The organism is Pseudoalteromonas sp. CuT4-3 (assembly GCF_035666335.1).
Taxonomy (GTDB): Bacteria; Pseudomonadota; Gammaproteobacteria; order Enterobacterales; family Alteromonadaceae; genus Pseudoalteromonas; species Pseudoalteromonas atlantica.
Genome location: NZ_CP142030.1, coordinates 87057 through 103694 on the forward strand (window position 1 = coordinate 87057; position 16638 = coordinate 103694).

The 16638-nt window shown below is 42.4% G+C and carries 18 protein-coding genes; 7 read left to right on the top strand and 11 right to left on the bottom strand.

Annotated features, from left to right (window positions below; translation table 11 throughout):
• Nucleotides 1-33: 33 nt before the first annotated feature.
• Nucleotides 34-1794 (bottom strand): 30S ribosomal protein S12 methylthiotransferase accessory factor YcaO, encoded by a 1761-nt coding sequence (ycaO, locus tag VOI46_RS00435; protein WP_324738116.1) that lies wholly within the window; start codon nucleotides 1792-1794, stop codon nucleotides 34-36.
• A 146-nt stretch (nucleotides 1795-1940) separates the two neighbouring features.
• On the opposite strand from ycaO, the gene VOI46_RS00440 reads away from it, so the two are divergent.
• The 4 genes from VOI46_RS00440 (at nucleotide 1941) to VOI46_RS00455 (ending at nucleotide 7071) form a co-directional block, all read left to right on the top strand.
• On the top strand, nucleotides 1941-4226 hold the full coding sequence (locus VOI46_RS00440) for a penicillin acylase family protein (RefSeq protein ID WP_324738117.1): 2286 nt from the start codon (nucleotides 1941-1943) through the stop codon (nucleotides 4224-4226).
• Between the two features lie 58 nt (nucleotides 4227-4284).
• Entirely contained in the window at nucleotides 4285-5133 is an 849-nt protein-coding gene (locus VOI46_RS00445) for an MBL fold metallo-hydrolase (RefSeq protein ID WP_004588995.1), read from the top strand.
• Nucleotides 5134-5221: 88 nt separating this feature from the next.
• Entirely contained in the window at nucleotides 5222-6754 is a 1533-nt protein-coding gene (locus tag VOI46_RS00450) for a bifunctional GNAT family N-acetyltransferase/carbon-nitrogen hydrolase family protein (protein WP_324738118.1), read from the top strand.
• Nucleotides 6754-7071: a multidrug efflux SMR transporter gene (locus VOI46_RS00455; protein WP_004588993.1), complete on the top strand. Its 318-nt coding sequence runs from the start codon at nucleotides 6754-6756 to the stop codon at nucleotides 7069-7071. Before VOI46_RS00450 ends, VOI46_RS00455 begins: the two co-directional genes overlap by 1 nt.
• Before the next feature lie 80 nt (nucleotides 7072-7151).
• On the opposite strand, the gene VOI46_RS00460 is transcribed toward VOI46_RS00455, so the two are convergent.
• Entirely contained in the window at nucleotides 7152-8030 is an 879-nt protein-coding gene (locus tag VOI46_RS00460; protein ID WP_324738119.1) for a DMT family transporter, read from the bottom strand.
• Nucleotides 8031-8284: 254 nt separating this feature from the next.
• Here VOI46_RS00460 and VOI46_RS00465 point away from each other — a divergent pair, with 254 nt between their 5' ends.
• Nucleotides 8285-8668, top strand: a complete 384-nt coding sequence (locus VOI46_RS00465) for an MAPEG family protein (RefSeq protein WP_004588991.1) — start codon at nucleotides 8285-8287, stop codon at nucleotides 8666-8668.
• 73 nt (nucleotides 8669-8741) lie between these two features.
• Here the strand turns inward: VOI46_RS00465 and VOI46_RS00470 are convergent, their stop codons facing one another.
• From VOI46_RS00470 to VOI46_RS00480, 3 genes are all read right to left on the bottom strand, one after another.
• Nucleotides 8742-9953: a M56 family metallopeptidase gene (locus VOI46_RS00470; protein ID WP_282337858.1), complete on the bottom strand. Its 1212-nt coding sequence runs from the start codon at nucleotides 9951-9953 to the stop codon at nucleotides 8742-8744.
• A gap of 9 nt (nucleotides 9954-9962) precedes the next feature.
• Nucleotides 9963-10337, bottom strand: a complete 375-nt coding sequence (locus tag VOI46_RS00475) for a BlaI/MecI/CopY family transcriptional regulator (RefSeq protein WP_004588989.1) — start codon at nucleotides 10335-10337, stop codon at nucleotides 9963-9965.
• A gap of 102 nt (nucleotides 10338-10439) precedes the next feature.
• Complete coding sequence (locus VOI46_RS00480; RefSeq protein ID WP_004588988.1) at nucleotides 10440-11132, bottom strand: pseudouridine synthase; 693 nt, start codon at nucleotides 11130-11132, stop codon at nucleotides 10440-10442.
• Between the two features lie 90 nt (nucleotides 11133-11222).
• On the opposite strand from VOI46_RS00480, the gene VOI46_RS00485 reads away from it, so the two are divergent.
• Together VOI46_RS00485 and VOI46_RS00490 are read left to right on the top strand one after the other, a co-directional pair.
• Complete coding sequence (locus VOI46_RS00485) at nucleotides 11223-11528, top strand: DUF6482 family protein (RefSeq protein WP_004588987.1); 306 nt, start codon at nucleotides 11223-11225, stop codon at nucleotides 11526-11528.
• Nucleotides 11529-11569: 41 nt separating this feature from the next.
• Nucleotides 11570-11977: a GNAT family N-acetyltransferase gene (locus tag VOI46_RS00490; protein WP_004588986.1), complete on the top strand. Its 408-nt coding sequence runs from the start codon at nucleotides 11570-11572 to the stop codon at nucleotides 11975-11977.
• 15 nt (nucleotides 11978-11992) lie between these two features.
• On the opposite strand, the gene VOI46_RS00495 is transcribed toward VOI46_RS00490, so the two are convergent.
• From VOI46_RS00495 to dapF, 6 genes are all read right to left on the bottom strand, one after another.
• Entirely contained in the window at nucleotides 11993-12283 is a 291-nt protein-coding gene (locus tag VOI46_RS00495; RefSeq protein ID WP_004588985.1) for a HopJ type III effector protein, read from the bottom strand.
• A gap of 87 nt (nucleotides 12284-12370) precedes the next feature.
• Nucleotides 12371-13471 (bottom strand): retropepsin-like aspartic protease, encoded by a 1101-nt coding sequence (locus tag VOI46_RS00500; RefSeq protein ID WP_289076231.1) that lies wholly within the window; start codon nucleotides 13469-13471, stop codon nucleotides 12371-12373.
• A gap of 24 nt (nucleotides 13472-13495) precedes the next feature.
• The gene (locus VOI46_RS00505; protein ID WP_324738120.1) at nucleotides 13496-14203 is read right to left on the bottom strand and encodes an HAD-IA family hydrolase; all 708 of its coding nucleotides are present in this window, start codon (nucleotides 14201-14203) and stop codon (nucleotides 13496-13498) included.
• Between the two features lie 10 nt (nucleotides 14204-14213).
• The gene (locus tag VOI46_RS00510) at nucleotides 14214-15158 is read right to left on the bottom strand and encodes a tyrosine recombinase XerC (RefSeq protein WP_004588982.1); all 945 of its coding nucleotides are present in this window, start codon (nucleotides 15156-15158) and stop codon (nucleotides 14214-14216) included.
• Nucleotides 15155-15766 carry a DUF484 family protein gene (locus VOI46_RS00515; protein WP_024032071.1) on the bottom strand — a complete coding sequence of 204 codons (612 nt, stop codon included), beginning with the start codon at nucleotides 15764-15766 and terminating at the stop codon, nucleotides 15155-15157. The genes VOI46_RS00510 and VOI46_RS00515 overlap by 4 nt, the downstream gene beginning before the upstream one ends.
• A complete protein-coding gene (gene dapF, locus VOI46_RS00520) occupies nucleotides 15763-16593 on the bottom strand; it encodes a diaminopimelate epimerase (protein WP_004588980.1) in 831 nt (276 codons plus the stop codon). The genes VOI46_RS00515 and dapF overlap by 4 nt, the downstream gene beginning before the upstream one ends.
• Nucleotides 16594-16638: the final 45 nt, after the last annotated feature.

The following is a 16638-nucleotide window of genomic DNA, read 5'->3' on the forward strand; positions in this document are numbered from 1 at the left end:
GCCGTTTTATTTTTATAATTAGTAGTTTAACTATTAAGCGTCGGTTACTTCACGTGCCCAATGGTTTTGCTTAGCGACATGTAACTTACGGTAACCATCAAGTAGTGCTGTATGCTTTTTAAAGCCTTCAAGCGATAAACCAGGGAAGGTTAAACCATTAAATAATTTACGGCCTTCTGCTATTTCAATAGCCAGCGTTACGTTATCGCTGCCAAACATTAAACCCAGTGCATCTTGGTAGTCGGCGTAGTCGCGCTCGTCATCGTATTTAATTTCAAGAATGGCTTTTAAACAGCGGAAGTGGCGCATTGCATCTTCGTTTACTTGGCCTGTGTGTAGTATCCAGTCTACCCAATCAATGGCTTCTTCGTTGCCTGCGGCTAAACATAAGTGCGCTTTAAGCTCACCAATACGCAGTGTATGCCATGGTGTGTCGGCATCGGTGGCAAGGCCAATAAATTCAGCAGCACGGATAATATCGCTGTGGCCTGCTTCTTCTAGGCTGTCGTAAATGTCCATCCACTGCTGCGCATCGTACTGATCAAGCGATAGGAATGCTTCACGGAATTTAGCGCCTTCGTTGTTGTTACGCCAAATTAGTTCATCTACTGGGTAAATGTCTGACATACCTGGTACTAAAATACGACATGCATACACGTTTAAGTGTGTGTAATCCATAATGTAAATGTCGTGGCCCATGCTGTGAATTAAGTCAGTACAGAAGTTGTATTCTTGCTCTGTTGTACCGCTAAAGTCCCAATGAACAAAGTCAAAGTCAGCGTCAGCACGGAAAAAGTCATGCGAGATTAAACCGCTTGAGTCGATAAAGTGCAGCTCAATGTTTTCAGGCGTTGCAACTTCATCGTTATCAAAAGTAGCTGGTTGGAACACATCAAGTTGATCAAGGCGACGACCTTGTAGTAGCTCGGTAACGGTACGCTCAAGGGCAACTTCAAATGATGGGTGAGCACCAAATGAGGCAAACACAGAGCCATCAACAGGGTTAATAAGCGTTACGTTCATTACAGGGTATTTACCGCCAAATGATGCATCGGCAATACGTAAATGAAAACCATGGCTGCGTAGCTCTTCACACGCCTCGTGAATTTTAGGGTATTGCTTTACAACCTCTTCAGGGACGATAGGTAAACAAATACCTTCTGCGATAATACGGTTTTTAATGGCGCGCTCAAATACTTCTGATAGCCCTTGTACACGTGCTTCAAACTTAGTGTTACCTGCGCTCATGCCGTTAGAAACAAAAATATTACCAATTACGTTTACCGGAATGTATACGTCTTGGTTATCGCGTTGGCGTGTGTATGGCAATGTACAAATGCCGCGCTCGTTATTACCTGAGTTAAAGTCAAAAAGGTGTGAGGCATTAAGCTCACGCTCTGGGTCAAAGTAACCCCAAAGGCTTTCGTCCATTATGCCTTCTGGCACTTCATTGCCTTCAACTTTAAACCATTTCTCATTTGGATAATGAGTAAAGTCGCTGTTTGCAAATTCTTCACCTAAGTAAAAGTCGGCAAAAAAGTAATTACAGCTTAATCGTTCAAAGTATTCACCTAACGCAGAGGCGATAGATGCTTTATCCGTTGCGCCTTTACCATTGGTAAACATTACACCGCAGTCGCTGTCTTTTATATGAACTGAATAACAGTTAGCTACAGGGTTAAGCCAAAGTGCTTCTTCAACATTGATGTTTAGCGCTTTTAACTTGTTTTGCATGGTAGAGATAGACGATTCTAGGTCGCGGTCTTTACCTTTGATAAATGTTTTTTCAGTCATATGAGTCTCAACTAGATCTGCACAAAATGTGGAATGGCTATTATCGTGGATTTTGATGTTTATTTCACCCTTTGCGAGTAAGAACATTATTATTTAATAAAACTATGGTTATTATATGTGCAACAAATGGTGCAAAGGACAAATTAATGTTTAAAGTAATCAAATGGCTAGTATTACTCGTTGTGGTTTTAGGGTTAGCTGGTACAGCGCTTGTGTATGGCGTATTAAGTTTAAGTATGCCCACACTTGACGGTAAAGGCCAAAGTACAGCAATTAATAAGCCGGTTACTATTTCGCGTGATGCACTAGGGCAGGCGGTTATAAAGGCCGAAAACCGCAATAGCGCCGCATACGGGTTAGGCTATGCGCATGGGCAAGACCGTTTTTTTCAAATGGACTTATTAAGACGTAACGCCGCAGGTGAGCTTAGTGAGTTATTTGGTAAAGCGGCCCTTGGACTTGATAAAAAAATGCGCTTTCATCAATTGCGAAAACGCAGCCGCGCTATATTAAACACCTTACCCGAAAGCGATAAACAGCTATTAAACAGCTACGCCCAAGGTGTAAACGAAGGGCTGGCACAAGTTGGCTTTGCAAGCTTTGAGTATTTACTTACAGGCGGTGCGCAAAAACCATGGCAAAGTGAAGATAGCCTATTAGTTATATTTAGCATGTACCTTGACTTGCAAAGTGCCACCTTTGAGCGAGATGAAGCTCTCATACATATTGAGCAAGCATACGGACAACACATGGTTGATTTTTTAACACAACCTAGCCAATACCAAGCGGCGCTTGATGGCAGTAAACTTGCCCCGTTTACAGGCACCATTCCTCAACTTCCAGAGCAAGCACAGCACACGGTTAAAAATATTCAGGCAAACCAAGAGCGCGGTAGCAATAACTGGGCAGTAACCGGTGCGCATACCCAAACGGGAGCAGCCATGCTCTCTGATGATATGCATTTATCTATGGCGGTGCCGGTTATTTGGTACAGGGCGCAGCTTAATTACACACAAAATGGCGAGCAAGCTCAGGTAACTGGCGTATCGCTACCCGGCGCCCCTGCTATTGTGGTGGGTACCAATAATAAAATTGCCTGGGGCTTTACTAACGGCTACATAGACACGGCCGATTGGGTTGCTTTAAGTAACGATAATAAAACATGGCAAGTCAATGAGCCTATCGCACTGCCTAGTGGCGACGTGGACGATTACTCATTAACCATGAGCGAATACGGCCCAGTAAAATATATAAATAAACAGCCTTATGCACTTAGCTGGGCTGCACACCAACTTTATGCTGTAAACATGGATCTGCTCAAACTAGAGCAAGCCACTAGCGTAGATGATGCGCTAGATGTGGCAAGCGATGTGGGTATTCCGGTACAAAATTTAATGGTGGTAGATAGCCAAGGCAGTGCTGCATGGCAACATATTGGCGCTATACCGGCGCGTAAAACACCGAGTGAGCTAAGTGTTAATGCAAACGAATACTCACCCGACTGGCAGCAAAATGAGCTTCAGCGCCCTTATGTTAAAAACCCGCAAAATGGACGATTATGGACAGGTAATTCCCGCGTTGTGTCGGCCACTGATAATGCACGCTTTGGCAATGGCGGGTACGCGCTAGGGGCACGTTCGAGCCAAATTCGTGATAGATTATTTGAAAAACAAAGCTTTGCTGAGATCGACTTTTACGCGCTACAGCTTGATAACCAAGCCCGCTTTTTAACGCCATGGCACACATTGCTACTTAATCAGCTTAAAAAAGACAAAGCCAAAAACGCACAGTACATAAGTGCACTTGAAAACTGGCAGCAATGCGCATGTGCAAGCTCGGTAGGTTACACCTTAGTTAAACACTACCGCAGCACATTAATTAATACTGTATTTGCAAGCATGGAGAACAAACTTAATGAGCAAGACGCCACGCTTAGATATGTAAAGCGGGATCTAGAACCAGCTATATGGCAGCTTATTAAAGATAGGCCGGGCTCATGGGTAAACCCTGAGTATAAAAATTGGGACGAGCAGTTATTAGGTGCATTTAGCCAAACAGTGACAGCACTTGGGGCTGAGTATGGGGATAACTTACAAAATTGGCAGTGGGGTAAAGTTAATGCGCTTAATATTGAGCACCCGTTTGCTAAACAAATGCCCATACTGGCTAAGCTTTTAAATATGCCTGTAGCGCCAGCTTTTGGCGATAGCTACATGCCCGCCGTACAAGGCAAAAGCTTTGGTGCATCGCAGCGCTTTATTGCCCAACCAGGGCATTTAGAAAACGCCATTATGGCAGTGCCCGGTGGGCAGTCGGGGCATCCGCTATCCGCGTTTTATCGTGCAGGCTTTAGTGACTACATTGAAGGTAAGCACACGCCTTTATTGCCACAAACGCTAATACATCAAATAGTGATAGAGCCAGCACGATGAACTAAATTACAGTTAATCACGTTCTATATAATCATTAATAAATCAACAGAGAACTAAAATGAAAAAAATACTACCCGCATTAATAACAGGCTTATTACTTAGCGGTGCAACACATGCAGATGAAAATCCGGTAACGGCAGAAAAACTAAGCGACAGTGTGTATGTACTGTTTGGCCAAGGCGGTAACATTGCCGCAAGTGTAGGGGAAGATGGCATTTACATTATTGATGACCAATTTGCCAAGCTTTCAAACGACATTAAAAAAACCATTAGCGATTTAAAACCCGGTAGTGCAGAGTTTGTAATTAATACGCATCATCATGGCGACCACACTGGCGGCAACGAAAACTTTGCCAAAGCCGGTGCGCATGTCATTGCGCACGACAACGTACATAAGCGATTAGAAGAAAAACACGGTGCAAACTCAGATTACCTGCCACGCATTAGCTTTGGCCACGATTTAAAACTGCATTTTAATAACGAACACGCCCATGTAGTGCACTACGCCTATGCACATACCGACGGTGATTCGGTGATATTTTTTAATAACGATAACATAGTGCACATGGGCGATATTTACTTTAACTTTGGCAGCTTGCCGTTTGTTGATGTAGATAGCGGCGGCAGTGTTGATGGAATATTAGCAGCCGTAAATGACGTTATTAAGCAAATAGACGAGCGCACCATAGTGATACCCGGGCATGGGCCGGTAAGTGACCGTTCAGGGCTGGTAACGTATGCTAAACTTGTTAAAAAAGCCAAAGATTTAATGCTAAAAGCAATGCAAAATAACGCAAGCTTAGAGCAAGAAATTAAAGCCGATCCATTGGCAGAGCTTGGCCTTGAATACGCAGGCTGGTTGCCAAAAGAGAAAGTGACTACACTTTTTTATCGCAGCTTAAAGTAGTACGCGTAACGTAAAAAACATGATACAAAGCTGAGTGTACTTTAGCGTACATTCGGCTTTTATTTTATTATGCCCAAAGGAGTTGTGTATGTCGGCAGAAAAAACCCACCTAGAAATTTGTAACTTAACAAAAGAGCAGTATCCGCAAATTAAAACCTTGATGGATCAGGCTTATCCTGATTTAGGTGGCGCGTGGCCAAGCCATACTATTTTTAGATTGATAGATCAGTTCCCTGAAGGGCAAATAGGCATTGTAGATGATGGCGTGCTGGTGGGTTTAGCACTAAGCGTGCAAGTAGACTACGCGCGTTTTTCAAATCCTCACACTTACGAAGACATAGCCGATGGGCACGACCGGGTATTTAGTGACTCCGACGGCGATGCGCTATACGGTTTAGATGTAGCAATTAGCGAAACCCACCGAGGCATGCGCTTAGGGCGCAGATTATACGATGCCCGTAAAGAGTTGTGCCGCCAATATAACTTGCGCGCTATTTTAGCCGGTGGCCGTATTCCGCGTTATTACAATCACAGCAGTGAAATGACGCCAATGGAATACATTGAAAAGGTTGACCAAAAAGAGCTTTACGACCCAATTTTAAGTTTTCAGCTCTCTAACGACTTTCAGGTAAAACGGTTACTTAAAAAGTACCTGCCGGAGGATCAAGAGTCTGTAGGTTACGCCACCTTGCTTGAGTGGAATAACATAATGTATGAGCCAACCGACACCGTACTCGAATCAACTAAATCGATAGTGCGTATAGGTGCGGTGCAATGGCAAATGCGCTGTGTAGAGTCGGTTGACGAAATGCTCAAGCAGGTAGAATACTTTGTAGATACGGTATCTGACTACAAAAGCGATTTTATATTATTTCCGGAATTTTTTAACGCGCCACTTATGGGTTTAGGTGATCAGAATAATCAAACCGAAGCTATCCGCTATTTAGCTGAATATACAGAGACGTTTAAAAACGGGATGTCGCGTATGGCAATAGAATATAACGCCAATATTATTACCGGCTCTATGCCACTTGCCGAAGACGATAAAATTTATAACGTAAGTTACTTATGCCACCGTAGCGGTAAAATAGACGAGCAGCGAAAAATACACATAACCCCGCATGAGCAAAATGATTGGGTGATTCAGGGCGGTGACAAAATTGCCGTGTTTGACACCGATGCTGGGCGTGTAGGTATTCAAATTTGTTACGATGTAGAGTTCCCAGAGCTTTCGCGCATATTAGCCAGGCAGGGGCTTGATATACTCTTTGTGCCGTTTTGGACCGATACTAAAAATAGTTATTTACGGGTTCGTCACTGTGCGCAAGCGCGCGCAATCGAAAACGAATGTTATGTGGTTATTGCAGGCTCAGTGGGTAACTTACCTGAGGTAGAAAGCCTAGACGTACAGTACTCGCAATCGGCAGTGTTGACCCCGTCTGACTTTTCTTTTCCGCACGATGCAACATTAAATGAAGCCACACCTAATACTGAAATGTTACTATTTAGCGACCTTGATATGGATAAGCTAAAAATTCTTCATAGCGAAGGTACGGTGCGCAATTTAAAAGATCGCCGCGAAGATTTATACGACGTAATTTTGAAAAAGAGAGATGTTTAATGGCATGGGTTTATTTAGTCATTGCCGGCTTGCTTGAAATAGGCTGGCCAATTGGTTTAAAAATTTCACAAAACCCCGACACACGCTGGCAGGGTATAGTAATGGCAATTGCATTTTTAACAGCCAGTGGTTTTATGTTGTGGCTTGCACAAAAGCAAATATCAATGGGGACGTCCTACGCCGTATGGACCGGAATAGGTGCTGCGGGTACGTTTTTAGTGGGTATATTACTTTACGGTGATGCAGCCACGTTTGGCCGTATTGCTGGTGTACTCATGATCATTTGCGGTGTGATAACGCTAAAAATTAGCTCTTAAAAAGAGCGCTTAATACTCGCTTTAAAAGTTATAAGCAGCCTATAGTAGCGCAGGTTTAAAGCCTGCGCTTTTTTATGTTCTCAATTTGGCAGCATTACTAAAACAGCGGCAATGGCTATGAGTATTAAGCCCGCGGTATCTTGTTTTTTAAGTGGCTGTTTGAGCCAAAGTACAGCAATTAGCATGGTAAAAAATACCTCTACCTGACCAAGCGTTTTAACATACGCTACGTGCTGTAAACTCATCGCGCTAAACCAGCCAATAGAGCCTATACAGCTAAAAGTACTAATTGCGGCAGTGGTGCCTTTATATTGCCAAAGTTTGCCAACAGTGTGTGGCTCTTTTAGTAATAAATAGCCAAGTAATATAAGCGTTTGTAGGCTTATTACAAACAGTAAAACCCATGCAGCTGAGTGTGGAAACAATAACCCTGAATTTAAGCTCGCTTCACGCACCCACAGCGATGTAAGGGCAAAGCTGGTACCACAGGCAAGGCCAAGTAACGCTGTTTTAGCATCAAAGTGTTTTACGCTGGTTATGCCGCTAAGTAAAAGCACCGCAATAGCGCCTAAAAATACACCCAGCCAACCAAGAAGGCTGAGCGCAGAACCAAAAAACAATACCCCTAAAATAGCCGCTACTAAGGCTTCACTTTTAGCAAGCCCTGCACCTATGGCGTAATTATTCATTTTAAACAGCTTTACCATTAAGCCGGTGGCGAGTATTTGCATAACACTTGCGCCAAAAACAAACCCCCAAAAGGCATTATTAAAGGTAGGCATGGCTGTGTCTTCATATTGATAAAGACCATACAAATACACTGCAGCAATAGGGCCGGCTAAAATAAAGCGCGAGAGGGTTACGCCAGCCACACTTGCATGTGCGCTTAATTTACTTTGTAGGGCATTTCGCCATGCTTGCATAAAGGCAGCTAAAAAAGTGAAAAAGATCCAAGTCATAGGGGTCGTCGGTAAAAAATAAGGTCTATAAGTTAACAATCTTTAGTTATTAATGCGATGCATTAAGGGTGATAGTGAATATTCATCACCTGCGACACTATGCCGCACTGCTTTATAGGTAAACTTAGCTATAGTAAGTATGATGTTATTGTTTAGCCGCCTGCGTATGTCATAAAACGTGTTGGCGGCTTTTTTGTGTATGTGTGTTATATGTATTGGTTAAATAACTAGGTTTTAAAATAAGAGAATAAATTATGACAACATTAGTAGTATGCGTATTACTTGCTGTATTAATGCCTTATTTTGCAAAAATACCAGTGGCCATTGCAATGGCAAAGTTTGGCCAATACGACAATAAACACCCGCGTTCTCAACAAGCAAAATTAACGGGCTTTGGTGCGCGAACGCTCGCTGCTCATCAAAATTGTTTTGAATCACTTGCAGTGTTTGCCGTTGCTATTGCGGTGGTACTGGGAACTAACTCGGTAAATGCAGTAACCGAAACCTTGGCGGTTACTCATATAGTTTCGCGCACTTTGTATTGCATTTTTTATTGGTTGAACTTAGATATTATCCGTTCGCTTGTATGGTTTATTGGCTTAGGCACTGCCATTGCCATGATTGTAGTGAGTATTTAATTTTATTGTTAAAACCACAAAGCAAGCGGCCTAAAAGGGCGCTTGCTTTGTGCTCTTGCATCACTCATTAGCCTTAATGCGATACTTTAATTCGTTCTATTAAATCGGTATTAGCAACCTCGCTGTTTATAGCAAAATCGAGCTGTACAAGTACATCATTAAAGCCTGCCTCAGAGATTTTATACTCCCACTTTGCCAGCGCTTCTTTAGCTGATTTATCAAAAACGTCTGACGGCTTAGATTGAATGACACTAATGTTTTTTGTTCTGCCATTGGCGGCTATATCGTACTTTAATACAACCGAGCCGCTAATGCCTTGCTTAGCGGCTTGGGCTGGGTAGACAGGTTCAATGCGTATTGTTGGTGAAATATGATCCTCTTTCGTTATTTCAGTTTGGGGCTGTTTTGCAATGGCTAAACCGCTAAGCATGCTTGTTACTATTAGCAGTAAGCCACCTTTGGCTAGGCGAGAGTGATTGCCACTGTGCTTTATATTGGTAAGTCGTTGTAACATGGTCTTTTTATCTCCGTAGTGTGAATAAGCCATTAGGCCTGCTGGCGTTGCTGCCGCACAGTTAACTAAGGCTTTGCTGTATAAAATGTGTTGGTGTGTGGTTTTATTGGCAAGTACCCGCTGATCACAAGTTAGCTCCTGCAAGCGTCTAAAGCTTGCGTAAGCCATCCAGGCGAGCGGGTTAAACCACATTAAAATAGTAGTCAGTAACAGCAGGGCATTTATTAGGTTATCTTTGCGTTTTATGTGCACAGCCTCATGCTCTAAAATAAGTGCCAAAGTGGCTTTATCAAACTGGGTTTTGTAATTACTAGGCAGTATGAGCTTACTTTGCAAAATACCTACCACCATTGGCGATGCAATATGATTACTGGTATAGGTTTTAATGTGTGAGGTTAGAGTGTGTTCGCTATTAATTAAATAATTGAGCTGCAGGCTTTTTATAAAGCGAATATGCACAACAAACACTACGCTAAGCAGCACTAGGCTAACCACTACATAAAGCACGGCCCAATTTAGGCCTAAGTTATTAATAAGGGGTTGGTTAGGCGTTATTAAATAATGGCTAATGGCGCTGTTTTGTAGTGGCTTAATGTTACTTGGTAAGTTTGCAACCAGTAACGATACGGGGATTAGACATACTAATTTATACACAAAGCCTGGGCCAAGCAGCATTAAACTAAAACGCTCACATATAATAAACCCGCCAAGCATTATGCTGAGTAATAATTGCTGCTCTAGTAACCAGTTAAACAGGGTTTGAATATCCATAGCCACTCCTTACTTTTGGTTTTTTTCCCAGTCATCAATGACCTTTTTTAGCTCGTTTATATCTTGCTGCGAAAGCTGCTCTGATTTAGCAAACCCGCTTACCAGCGGCGCTATACGGCCACTAAAAAAACGCTCAATAAAGTTTTTGCTTTCTTTTAATGTGTAGTCGGCGCGCTCCATACAAGGAGTATAAATATATTGGCGCCCGTCTTTTTCAAAGGTCAGTGCGCCTTTTTTAACTAATCGACCCAGTAGGGTTTTAATAGTTTTTTCGTGCCATTGTTTGTCATCGCTTAAGCGCTCAATAATTTGGCTGGCGGTTGCTGGGTAATTAATCCAAAGCGCATCAAGCACGTCGAATTCTGCTTTTGATAACTCAATCATTTTATTGCCTACAAATGTAATCTTTAATTTAAGACTACACCTGTAATCTATTTTTGCAAGGTTATTTTTTAACTTTTTATGGTGTAATTAAGTGACTTGGTATTAGATTTTTGAAATATCTGTTTTATTAATTTGTATATAGTGGTTTTCAGGGAGGTTTAGGTTTGAGAGGGCGAGTTCGCTAAATTGCACTCTAAATAAATCAATTACTTTAAAGCCGCAGTAATGCGCCATTTTACGTATTTGTCTGTTAAGCCCTTGCTTTAAAATAATACTAAACTGGTTGTCAGCTATTTTTGTTACTTCACACGGTAAGGTTACTTGTTTATCGACGGGGATTCCTGCGGCCATTTTTTCGCAAAACGCATTATTAATAGGTTTATCTACCGTGACTAAATAACGTTTAGGCTGGTGGAAGTCAGGGTGAATAAGTTGATTACAAAAATCTCCGTCGTTGGTCAAAATAAGCAAGCCACGAGAGTCTTTATCTAATCGGCCAATGGGGTAAACCCGAGTGAGGGTAGGTAAATGGTGAATAAGGCTGGCAGGGTCATTTTCATTTAATTTGCAGTCGATACCTACAGGCTTGTGGTACGCAAAATAAACCAAATCGGCAGCCCCTTTAACTGCTTGGCCATTAACTATTACGTCGTCTTGCTCATTAACGTGATCAATATGATTCGCTGGGCGATTATTTACAGTCACCACACCTTCATCAATTAAACGCGATGCCTGTTTTCGTGAGCACACACCAGCGTGAGCAATGTATTTAGCGAGTCGAATTGTATTGCTCATAAGCTTAAAAGGCAGTGATGTAATAATTTGATCGCGATTATAGCAAAGGTGCGTATCTATAAAGTTACTTTTTATTAAAAGGCGATTGTTATGGGTATGAAATTTTCTGAGTTAAAAAAGCACGAACCATTACAAAAAGTGGTCGCGCACTCCCTTGAAATGGCGCTCTATCAGGTGTCTGTCATTATAAATAACGTAGAGTATTACGTTACTGAAGAAAATGGCGAGTTTGTTAAAGCGCTCAGCCCGCTGCATATTCAAAAACGTTTTGAAAAAATAGCCTACGCCGAAATGGTACTGCGCCATACTAGCGCTTACGATGAAATGTGCGGCCAACCCGAAAAAACAAGCAGCAATTTGCTAGAAGTACCTTATGGAAAAAATAACCTTTTTTAATTAAGTTTGTTTGCTAGTATCTGCTTCTTTAAGGGCGGTACATGTATCAATTAAAAGCAGATAATACCGATGCGTTAAACTCAGCGCTTCGCACTAAAATAGTTGAATTTAACGCGCAGCACTTTGATGCGCAAAGAGTGCTATTAGGCTATAAATTTGTTGATGAGCAAGGTGAGCTTGTTGCAGGTATTAGTGGGTGTGTGTTTGGAAATTGGCTGATGATTAGTTGGCTCTGGTGTAGCGATGTAGCGCGAGGTCAAGGGCTTGCAGATAAGTTACTAACGGCACTTGAACAATCAGCTGCTGAACTAGGTGCAACGACCGCACAGCTCGATACGCTTGATTTTCAGGCCAAGCCTTTTTATGAAAAGCGCGGATACGTGGTTAAGTATCAGCTTAACAACTATCCACGCTCTGGTACGCGTTACTTTATGGAAAAAACGCTTTAATTTAGCAGCTTAGTGTTATTTCTCTTTTAGTGGCTCACCATCAAAGCTCAGGCCTAAAAATGGAGTCGCTTCTGGCGCTAACATAAATGTGCGAATGTTCATGTGATCATCGGCTTTAGGGTTTTGTAGTACGTCTTCGCGGTAAAACTTACCAAAGCAATCCAATGTATTTTGCTTGCTTAAATCGTTTAATTTAGCAAACGCAAAAATTTTACATGAGCCGTTGTTCTCGCTTGCAGAGCTAAGTAAGCCGTGGTTATTAAATCCACACACAGTAAAATCGTAATTAGCTTCTATTACCGCCATGGTATCGCTAAATTGTATGCTTTTAGGGTTGTCTGCAAGTTGCTGTAAAAAAATCGTTTAGGGTCATGTTTTTTCCTTAAATTTAAATTATTTAGCACTCAACTCTAACTCATCTGTTTGTTGATTTATATTAAATTTAAATCTAGATAAAAAGTTCATTCCTAACAAACCTTGGCCGCGGGTGTTTTCAATACTGAGCACTTCAAAACCGTAAATAGTTTGCATCCCTACTTTAAACGACTCAATTTGGTAGCGTTTTACTCTAATTTGCCCATTCGCCGTGTTTACGGTTACATCGCCTAAATACAGTGGTCTGGGTGAAAGTTGGTTAAGCACGTCACTCGAAAGAGAAGTAATACTTGCGCCGGTATCTATCATAAGCTCTGTTTGGATTGAGCTATTTAGCTCGGTGCTAATTAAGTAATGTGCGCCGTAGGGGGTAAGCGCAATAAAGTCATCTTGCGATTGAGCTTTCTCTATCATTGCGTGTAAGGCAGTTACTTCGGCTTGTAGTGGGTGATTTGATGGCATGCGCTCAATAGTTGTTAAGGCGCTAATAAAGTCCTCTAGTTGATAATAAGCATGAGCGAGTGCGTATAAAAAATGGCTATTGTCGTTTTGATAGTCGAGCCAAATTTGAGTTTGTTCAATAATTGTTTGCCAATTTTGCTGCTCACTCAAACTATGCAGTTCGTTAGTCGTTAAATGCACAAGGCGCCTATCTACAGGGTCTTGTTGGTGCTTATTTAATAATGGGTAGAGCTCAAATAGCGCAATAATTGCGTTTTGCCGTTGCCCGCTTTTTACTAGGTAATCAACGTGTAAAGTGAGTAACTCGGTATTGTAAGGGTCTTTATTTAAAAGTGCATTTAACAATGACTGGCTAAGCGGTAGGTTTGTGTTTAGCCATTGCTTTAGTTGTGCTACCCACGAAGCGTATAAAGTATGTGCTTTTTTTGGAGCGCTTAGATTTAGTTGCTGATACGTATTTAGAGCATCATCAAATTTGTGTTGTGTAAATTGCTGTTGAGCTTGGCTGAGCAGGTTACTTTTTGGCGCTTTGATGCTCTTGCCGCTGTGGATTTTTTGTGTGCCAACTACAGGCTGTTTTTGTGGCCACAATAAGTAAGCGTTTAGGCTAAGCGAGCCTATTAATAGCAAGGTAATTAGCTTGGTATAATGGCTCATTGCAACCTCTTCGTTCTATTTAGGCTATTTGATAAAGTGCGCTAAGGCATGAATATTCGCAATTTCAACATCGGCAAGGCCTTTGTAGTGATAAGCCGCACCTTGGTCTTTTAACCAAACCGATTGGCAGCCTGCATTATTAGCGCCTTGTACGTCGGTATCTAGGCTATCGCCAATATGTAAAATTTCACTTTTAGCCACGTTTAAGTGCGCGGCGGCTTTATCAAACAGTGTACCGTGGGGTTTGGCTTTACCGTGCATACCAGCTTGCAATACTAGCGCAAATTTATCGCGTAAGTTAAAGCGCTCAATTTCAACATTGCCATTGGTTATTGCAACCAGCGTAAAGTGCTGGGCTAAGTTATCTAGCAGCTTTAGTACGTCGTCGGTTACCACTATTTTACTGCGCGCATCGGCAAAGGCGTTATAGGCAGCATCGGCATGATGCTCTACCTCTTGCTCATTTAAATCTAGCTTTGAAAGGGCTAAGCGTAGCGTATGTTGGCGCCATTTAGTTACATTATCAGCAAGCTCTGGTAACTGTATTACGGCCTCATTGCGGCATTGTTGCCAGTATTTTGGGCCTTTTTGTAAGTAGCTGGGTAGCGCGTTTAAATAATCTTGCTGGGCTTTAACCGCGGCTTTTATTATGGGGTGGTTGTTATACAGGGTGTCGTCTAAATCAAAGCTCATAACTGAAAAAGGGCGAGGAGCACGATTAAATCGGATCATAATTACATTCCTAATCGGTTTGTTTTTTAGCGCGCGGATGAGTGTTGTCGTACACTTTTGCTAAATGCTGAAAATCTAAATGCGTATATACTTGCGTAGCCGATAAGCTACTGTGCCCTAATAATTCTTGCACAGCGCGTAAATCGCCAGATGATTCTAAAATATGAGAGGCAAACGAGTGGCGAAGTTTATGCGGGTGCACTTGTGAGCTAATGCCTTGTTTTATTCCCCACTCTTGCATGCGTAAGCGAACTTGGCGAACCGAAATACGATTTTTTTTACTGCTTAAAAACACCGCCATTTCGTCAGGCTTTGCAAATTGCCCCCGTATGTTGAGCCAATTTTTTAACGCTGTGAGCGCTTTGCGACCCACGGGAATGAGTCGCTCTTTGTTACCTTTACCTTTGACTAATATTTCGCCGCTTGCGGCGTTTATATCGCGTAAGTTGGTGCCAACTAACTCGCTAATTCGAAGCCCAGATGAATACATAAGCTCCATCATAGCTTTGTCTCGTATGGCTAATGGGTCGTCATCGTTAATCTCTAGTAGGCTTGCCATCTGATCTACATCGAGATTTTTAGGTAAAGGCTTAGAAAATTTAGGCCCTTTAATGCCTTGTGCTGGGTTATGATAATGCGCGTGCTGAGCAATGTTTTTGGCTTTTAAAAATTTATACAAACTACGAATGCAGCTTAATTTTAAACTAATGGTGCGCCCACTTAATTGCTTTGAACGAAGCGCCATGCTGTAGCGGCGAATATGCTCGCCTTGTACGCCAAACCAGTCATCACATAATTTACTAAAATACAGGGCGGCAAAGTTTAGTTGGCTAACATACTGATTTACAGTGTGCTCTGAGTACTGTCTTTCGTACTTTAAATAGTCACTAAATAAATGAATGGGTGTACGCCAATGCTCACTTAATTGCTCAGTGTTAGGCGTCTCGTCGCTCATGCCAATTCCAACAGCCTAAGTTGCAATGCATGAACAAAATCAAGCACGAATAGGTTATCTTGTGCGGGTTCAAAATGGTTTTCATCATGGCTGCCAAAGGCCAATATAGCGACGGGTTTTTCAGCGCAACCAATAAGATAAATAGCAGAAGACTGCGTGTTTTCGCAAAATAATAGCTCACGCTCTTGCTGATTAACGCGTCCTAAGTAGTGCCCAAATTGGCTAAGGCGGTGCTCAATAAGCCCATCTAAAGTGTTGTTGTATTTAACCAACCTACACTCGCTAATGTGTGGGCTGGTACAAATAATATTGCGCAAATTTGCGGCAAGCGTATTAAAGTCGTAGTTTGTCCACAGTTGGCGGTGGCATTGGCTAAACAAGCGATACACTAGCTCATTTTGCGTAGCGTGTTCGCTCATACTGTGTATTTGATTTTTTAACTGAGTATTGTGCTCGCGCAATTGGCGCTGTTGTATGTGCACAAGCGAGGTGGCGCCTTGCGTTTTGTGGTGTAACTCAAGTTGTGCAAGCAGCTCTGGCTGCTCTATTAAAAAATCAGGGTGGCGCGCTAAATACTCAGCGACTTGCTCTTTTGTTAGCTCGCTCATAAGGCAACTTGCCCATCAAATACATGCTCGGCTGGGCCGGTCATGCGGACAGGGTGGCCTTCGCCGCTCCAACGTACTTGTAATGTGCCGCCGGGTAAATCAACTTGTACCGTGGTGTTAAGTTTGCTTTGAATGTGGCCAATTACCATTGCTGCGCAGGCACCCGTGCCACACGCTAGGGTTTCACTAACGCCGCGTTCCCACACTCTAAGTTTAATATGATCTTGCGATACCACTTGCATAAAGCCAATATTGGCACGATTTGGAAAACGTTCGTGGTTTTCAAGCAGCGGACCAAGCACCTCAACTTGTGCGGTAGCTATATCGTCAACTTCTAACACGCAATGCGGGTTACCCATAGACACAGCGCCACTAAATACAGTGTGCTCTTGAGCTCTTATTATATAAGTTAGTTCTCGCTTGCTGGCTTTAAGCGGGATTTTAGCAGGCTCAAAATTAGGATGGCCCATGTTTACCGTCACTTGCCCGTCTTTTTCTATGTATAGCGTGAGGTTGCCCGACTTAGTCGAGACACTAATTTTGTGCTTGTTAGTTAAGCCTTTCATGCGCACAAAGCGGGCAAAACAGCGTGCGCCATTTCCGCATTGTTCTACTTCATTGCCATCGGCATTAAATATACGGTAATGGAAGTCGAGATCAGGGGAGTAAGGGGCTTCAACCATAAGTAATTGGTCAAAGCCAATACCAAAGTGGCGATCAGCCAGTTTTTTGATTTGATCGCGAGACAAAAATACATTTTGTGTAATGTTATCAATTACAACAAAGTCGTTGCCTAAGCCGTGCATTTTGGAAAAATTAACTAACATAGCGCTCTAATTCGGGTTTGCTCTGCGCTAATCATGCCACAGAGC

What these genes read in the sequence shown, in the direction of transcription:
- VOI46_RS00505 (WP_324738120.1), bottom strand. Translation starts at nt 14,203, where the DNA reads ATGATCCGATTTAATCGTGCTCCTCGCCCTTTTTCAGTTATGAGCTTT.
- VOI46_RS00490 (WP_004588986.1), top strand. Translation starts at nt 11,570, where the DNA reads ATGTATCAATTAAAAGCAGATAATACCGATGCGTTAAACTCAGCGCTT.
- dapF (WP_004588980.1), bottom strand. Translation starts at nt 16,593, where the DNA reads ATGTTAGTTAATTTTTCCAAAATGCACGGCTTAGGCAACGACTTTGTT.
- VOI46_RS00460 (WP_324738119.1), bottom strand. Translation starts at nt 8,030, where the DNA reads ATGACTTGGATCTTTTTCACTTTTTTAGCTGCCTTTATGCAAGCATGG.
- VOI46_RS00440 (WP_324738117.1), top strand. Translation starts at nt 1,941, where the DNA reads ATGTTTAAAGTAATCAAATGGCTAGTATTACTCGTTGTGGTTTTAGGG.
- VOI46_RS00445 (WP_004588995.1), top strand. Translation starts at nt 4,285, where the DNA reads ATGAAAAAAATACTACCCGCATTAATAACAGGCTTATTACTTAGCGGT.
- VOI46_RS00470 (WP_282337858.1), bottom strand. Translation starts at nt 9,953, where the DNA reads ATGGATATTCAAACCCTGTTTAACTGGTTACTAGAGCAGCAATTATTA.
- VOI46_RS00455 (WP_004588993.1), top strand. Translation starts at nt 6,754, where the DNA reads ATGGCATGGGTTTATTTAGTCATTGCCGGCTTGCTTGAAATAGGCTGG.
- VOI46_RS00515 (WP_024032071.1), bottom strand. Translation starts at nt 15,766, where the DNA reads ATGAGCGAGCTAACAAAAGAGCAAGTCGCTGAGTATTTAGCGCGCCAC.
- VOI46_RS00485 (WP_004588987.1), top strand. Translation starts at nt 11,223, where the DNA reads ATGGGTATGAAATTTTCTGAGTTAAAAAAGCACGAACCATTACAAAAA.
- VOI46_RS00475 (WP_004588989.1), bottom strand. Translation starts at nt 10,337, where the DNA reads ATGATTGAGTTATCAAAAGCAGAATTCGACGTGCTTGATGCGCTTTGG.
- ycaO (WP_324738116.1), bottom strand. Translation starts at nt 1,794, where the DNA reads ATGACTGAAAAAACATTTATCAAAGGTAAAGACCGCGACCTAGAATCG.
- VOI46_RS00510 (WP_004588982.1), bottom strand. Translation starts at nt 15,158, where the DNA reads ATGAGCGACGAGACGCCTAACACTGAGCAATTAAGTGAGCATTGGCGT.
- VOI46_RS00465 (WP_004588991.1), top strand. Translation starts at nt 8,285, where the DNA reads ATGACAACATTAGTAGTATGCGTATTACTTGCTGTATTAATGCCTTAT.
- VOI46_RS00500 (WP_289076231.1), bottom strand. Translation starts at nt 13,471, where the DNA reads ATGAGCCATTATACCAAGCTAATTACCTTGCTATTAATAGGCTCGCTT.
- VOI46_RS00480 (WP_004588988.1), bottom strand. Translation starts at nt 11,132, where the DNA reads ATGAGCAATACAATTCGACTCGCTAAATACATTGCTCACGCTGGTGTG.
- VOI46_RS00450 (WP_324738118.1), top strand. Translation starts at nt 5,222, where the DNA reads ATGTCGGCAGAAAAAACCCACCTAGAAATTTGTAACTTAACAAAAGAG.
- VOI46_RS00495 (WP_004588985.1), bottom strand. Translation starts at nt 12,283, where the DNA reads ATGGCGGTAATAGAAGCTAATTACGATTTTACTGTGTGTGGATTTAAT.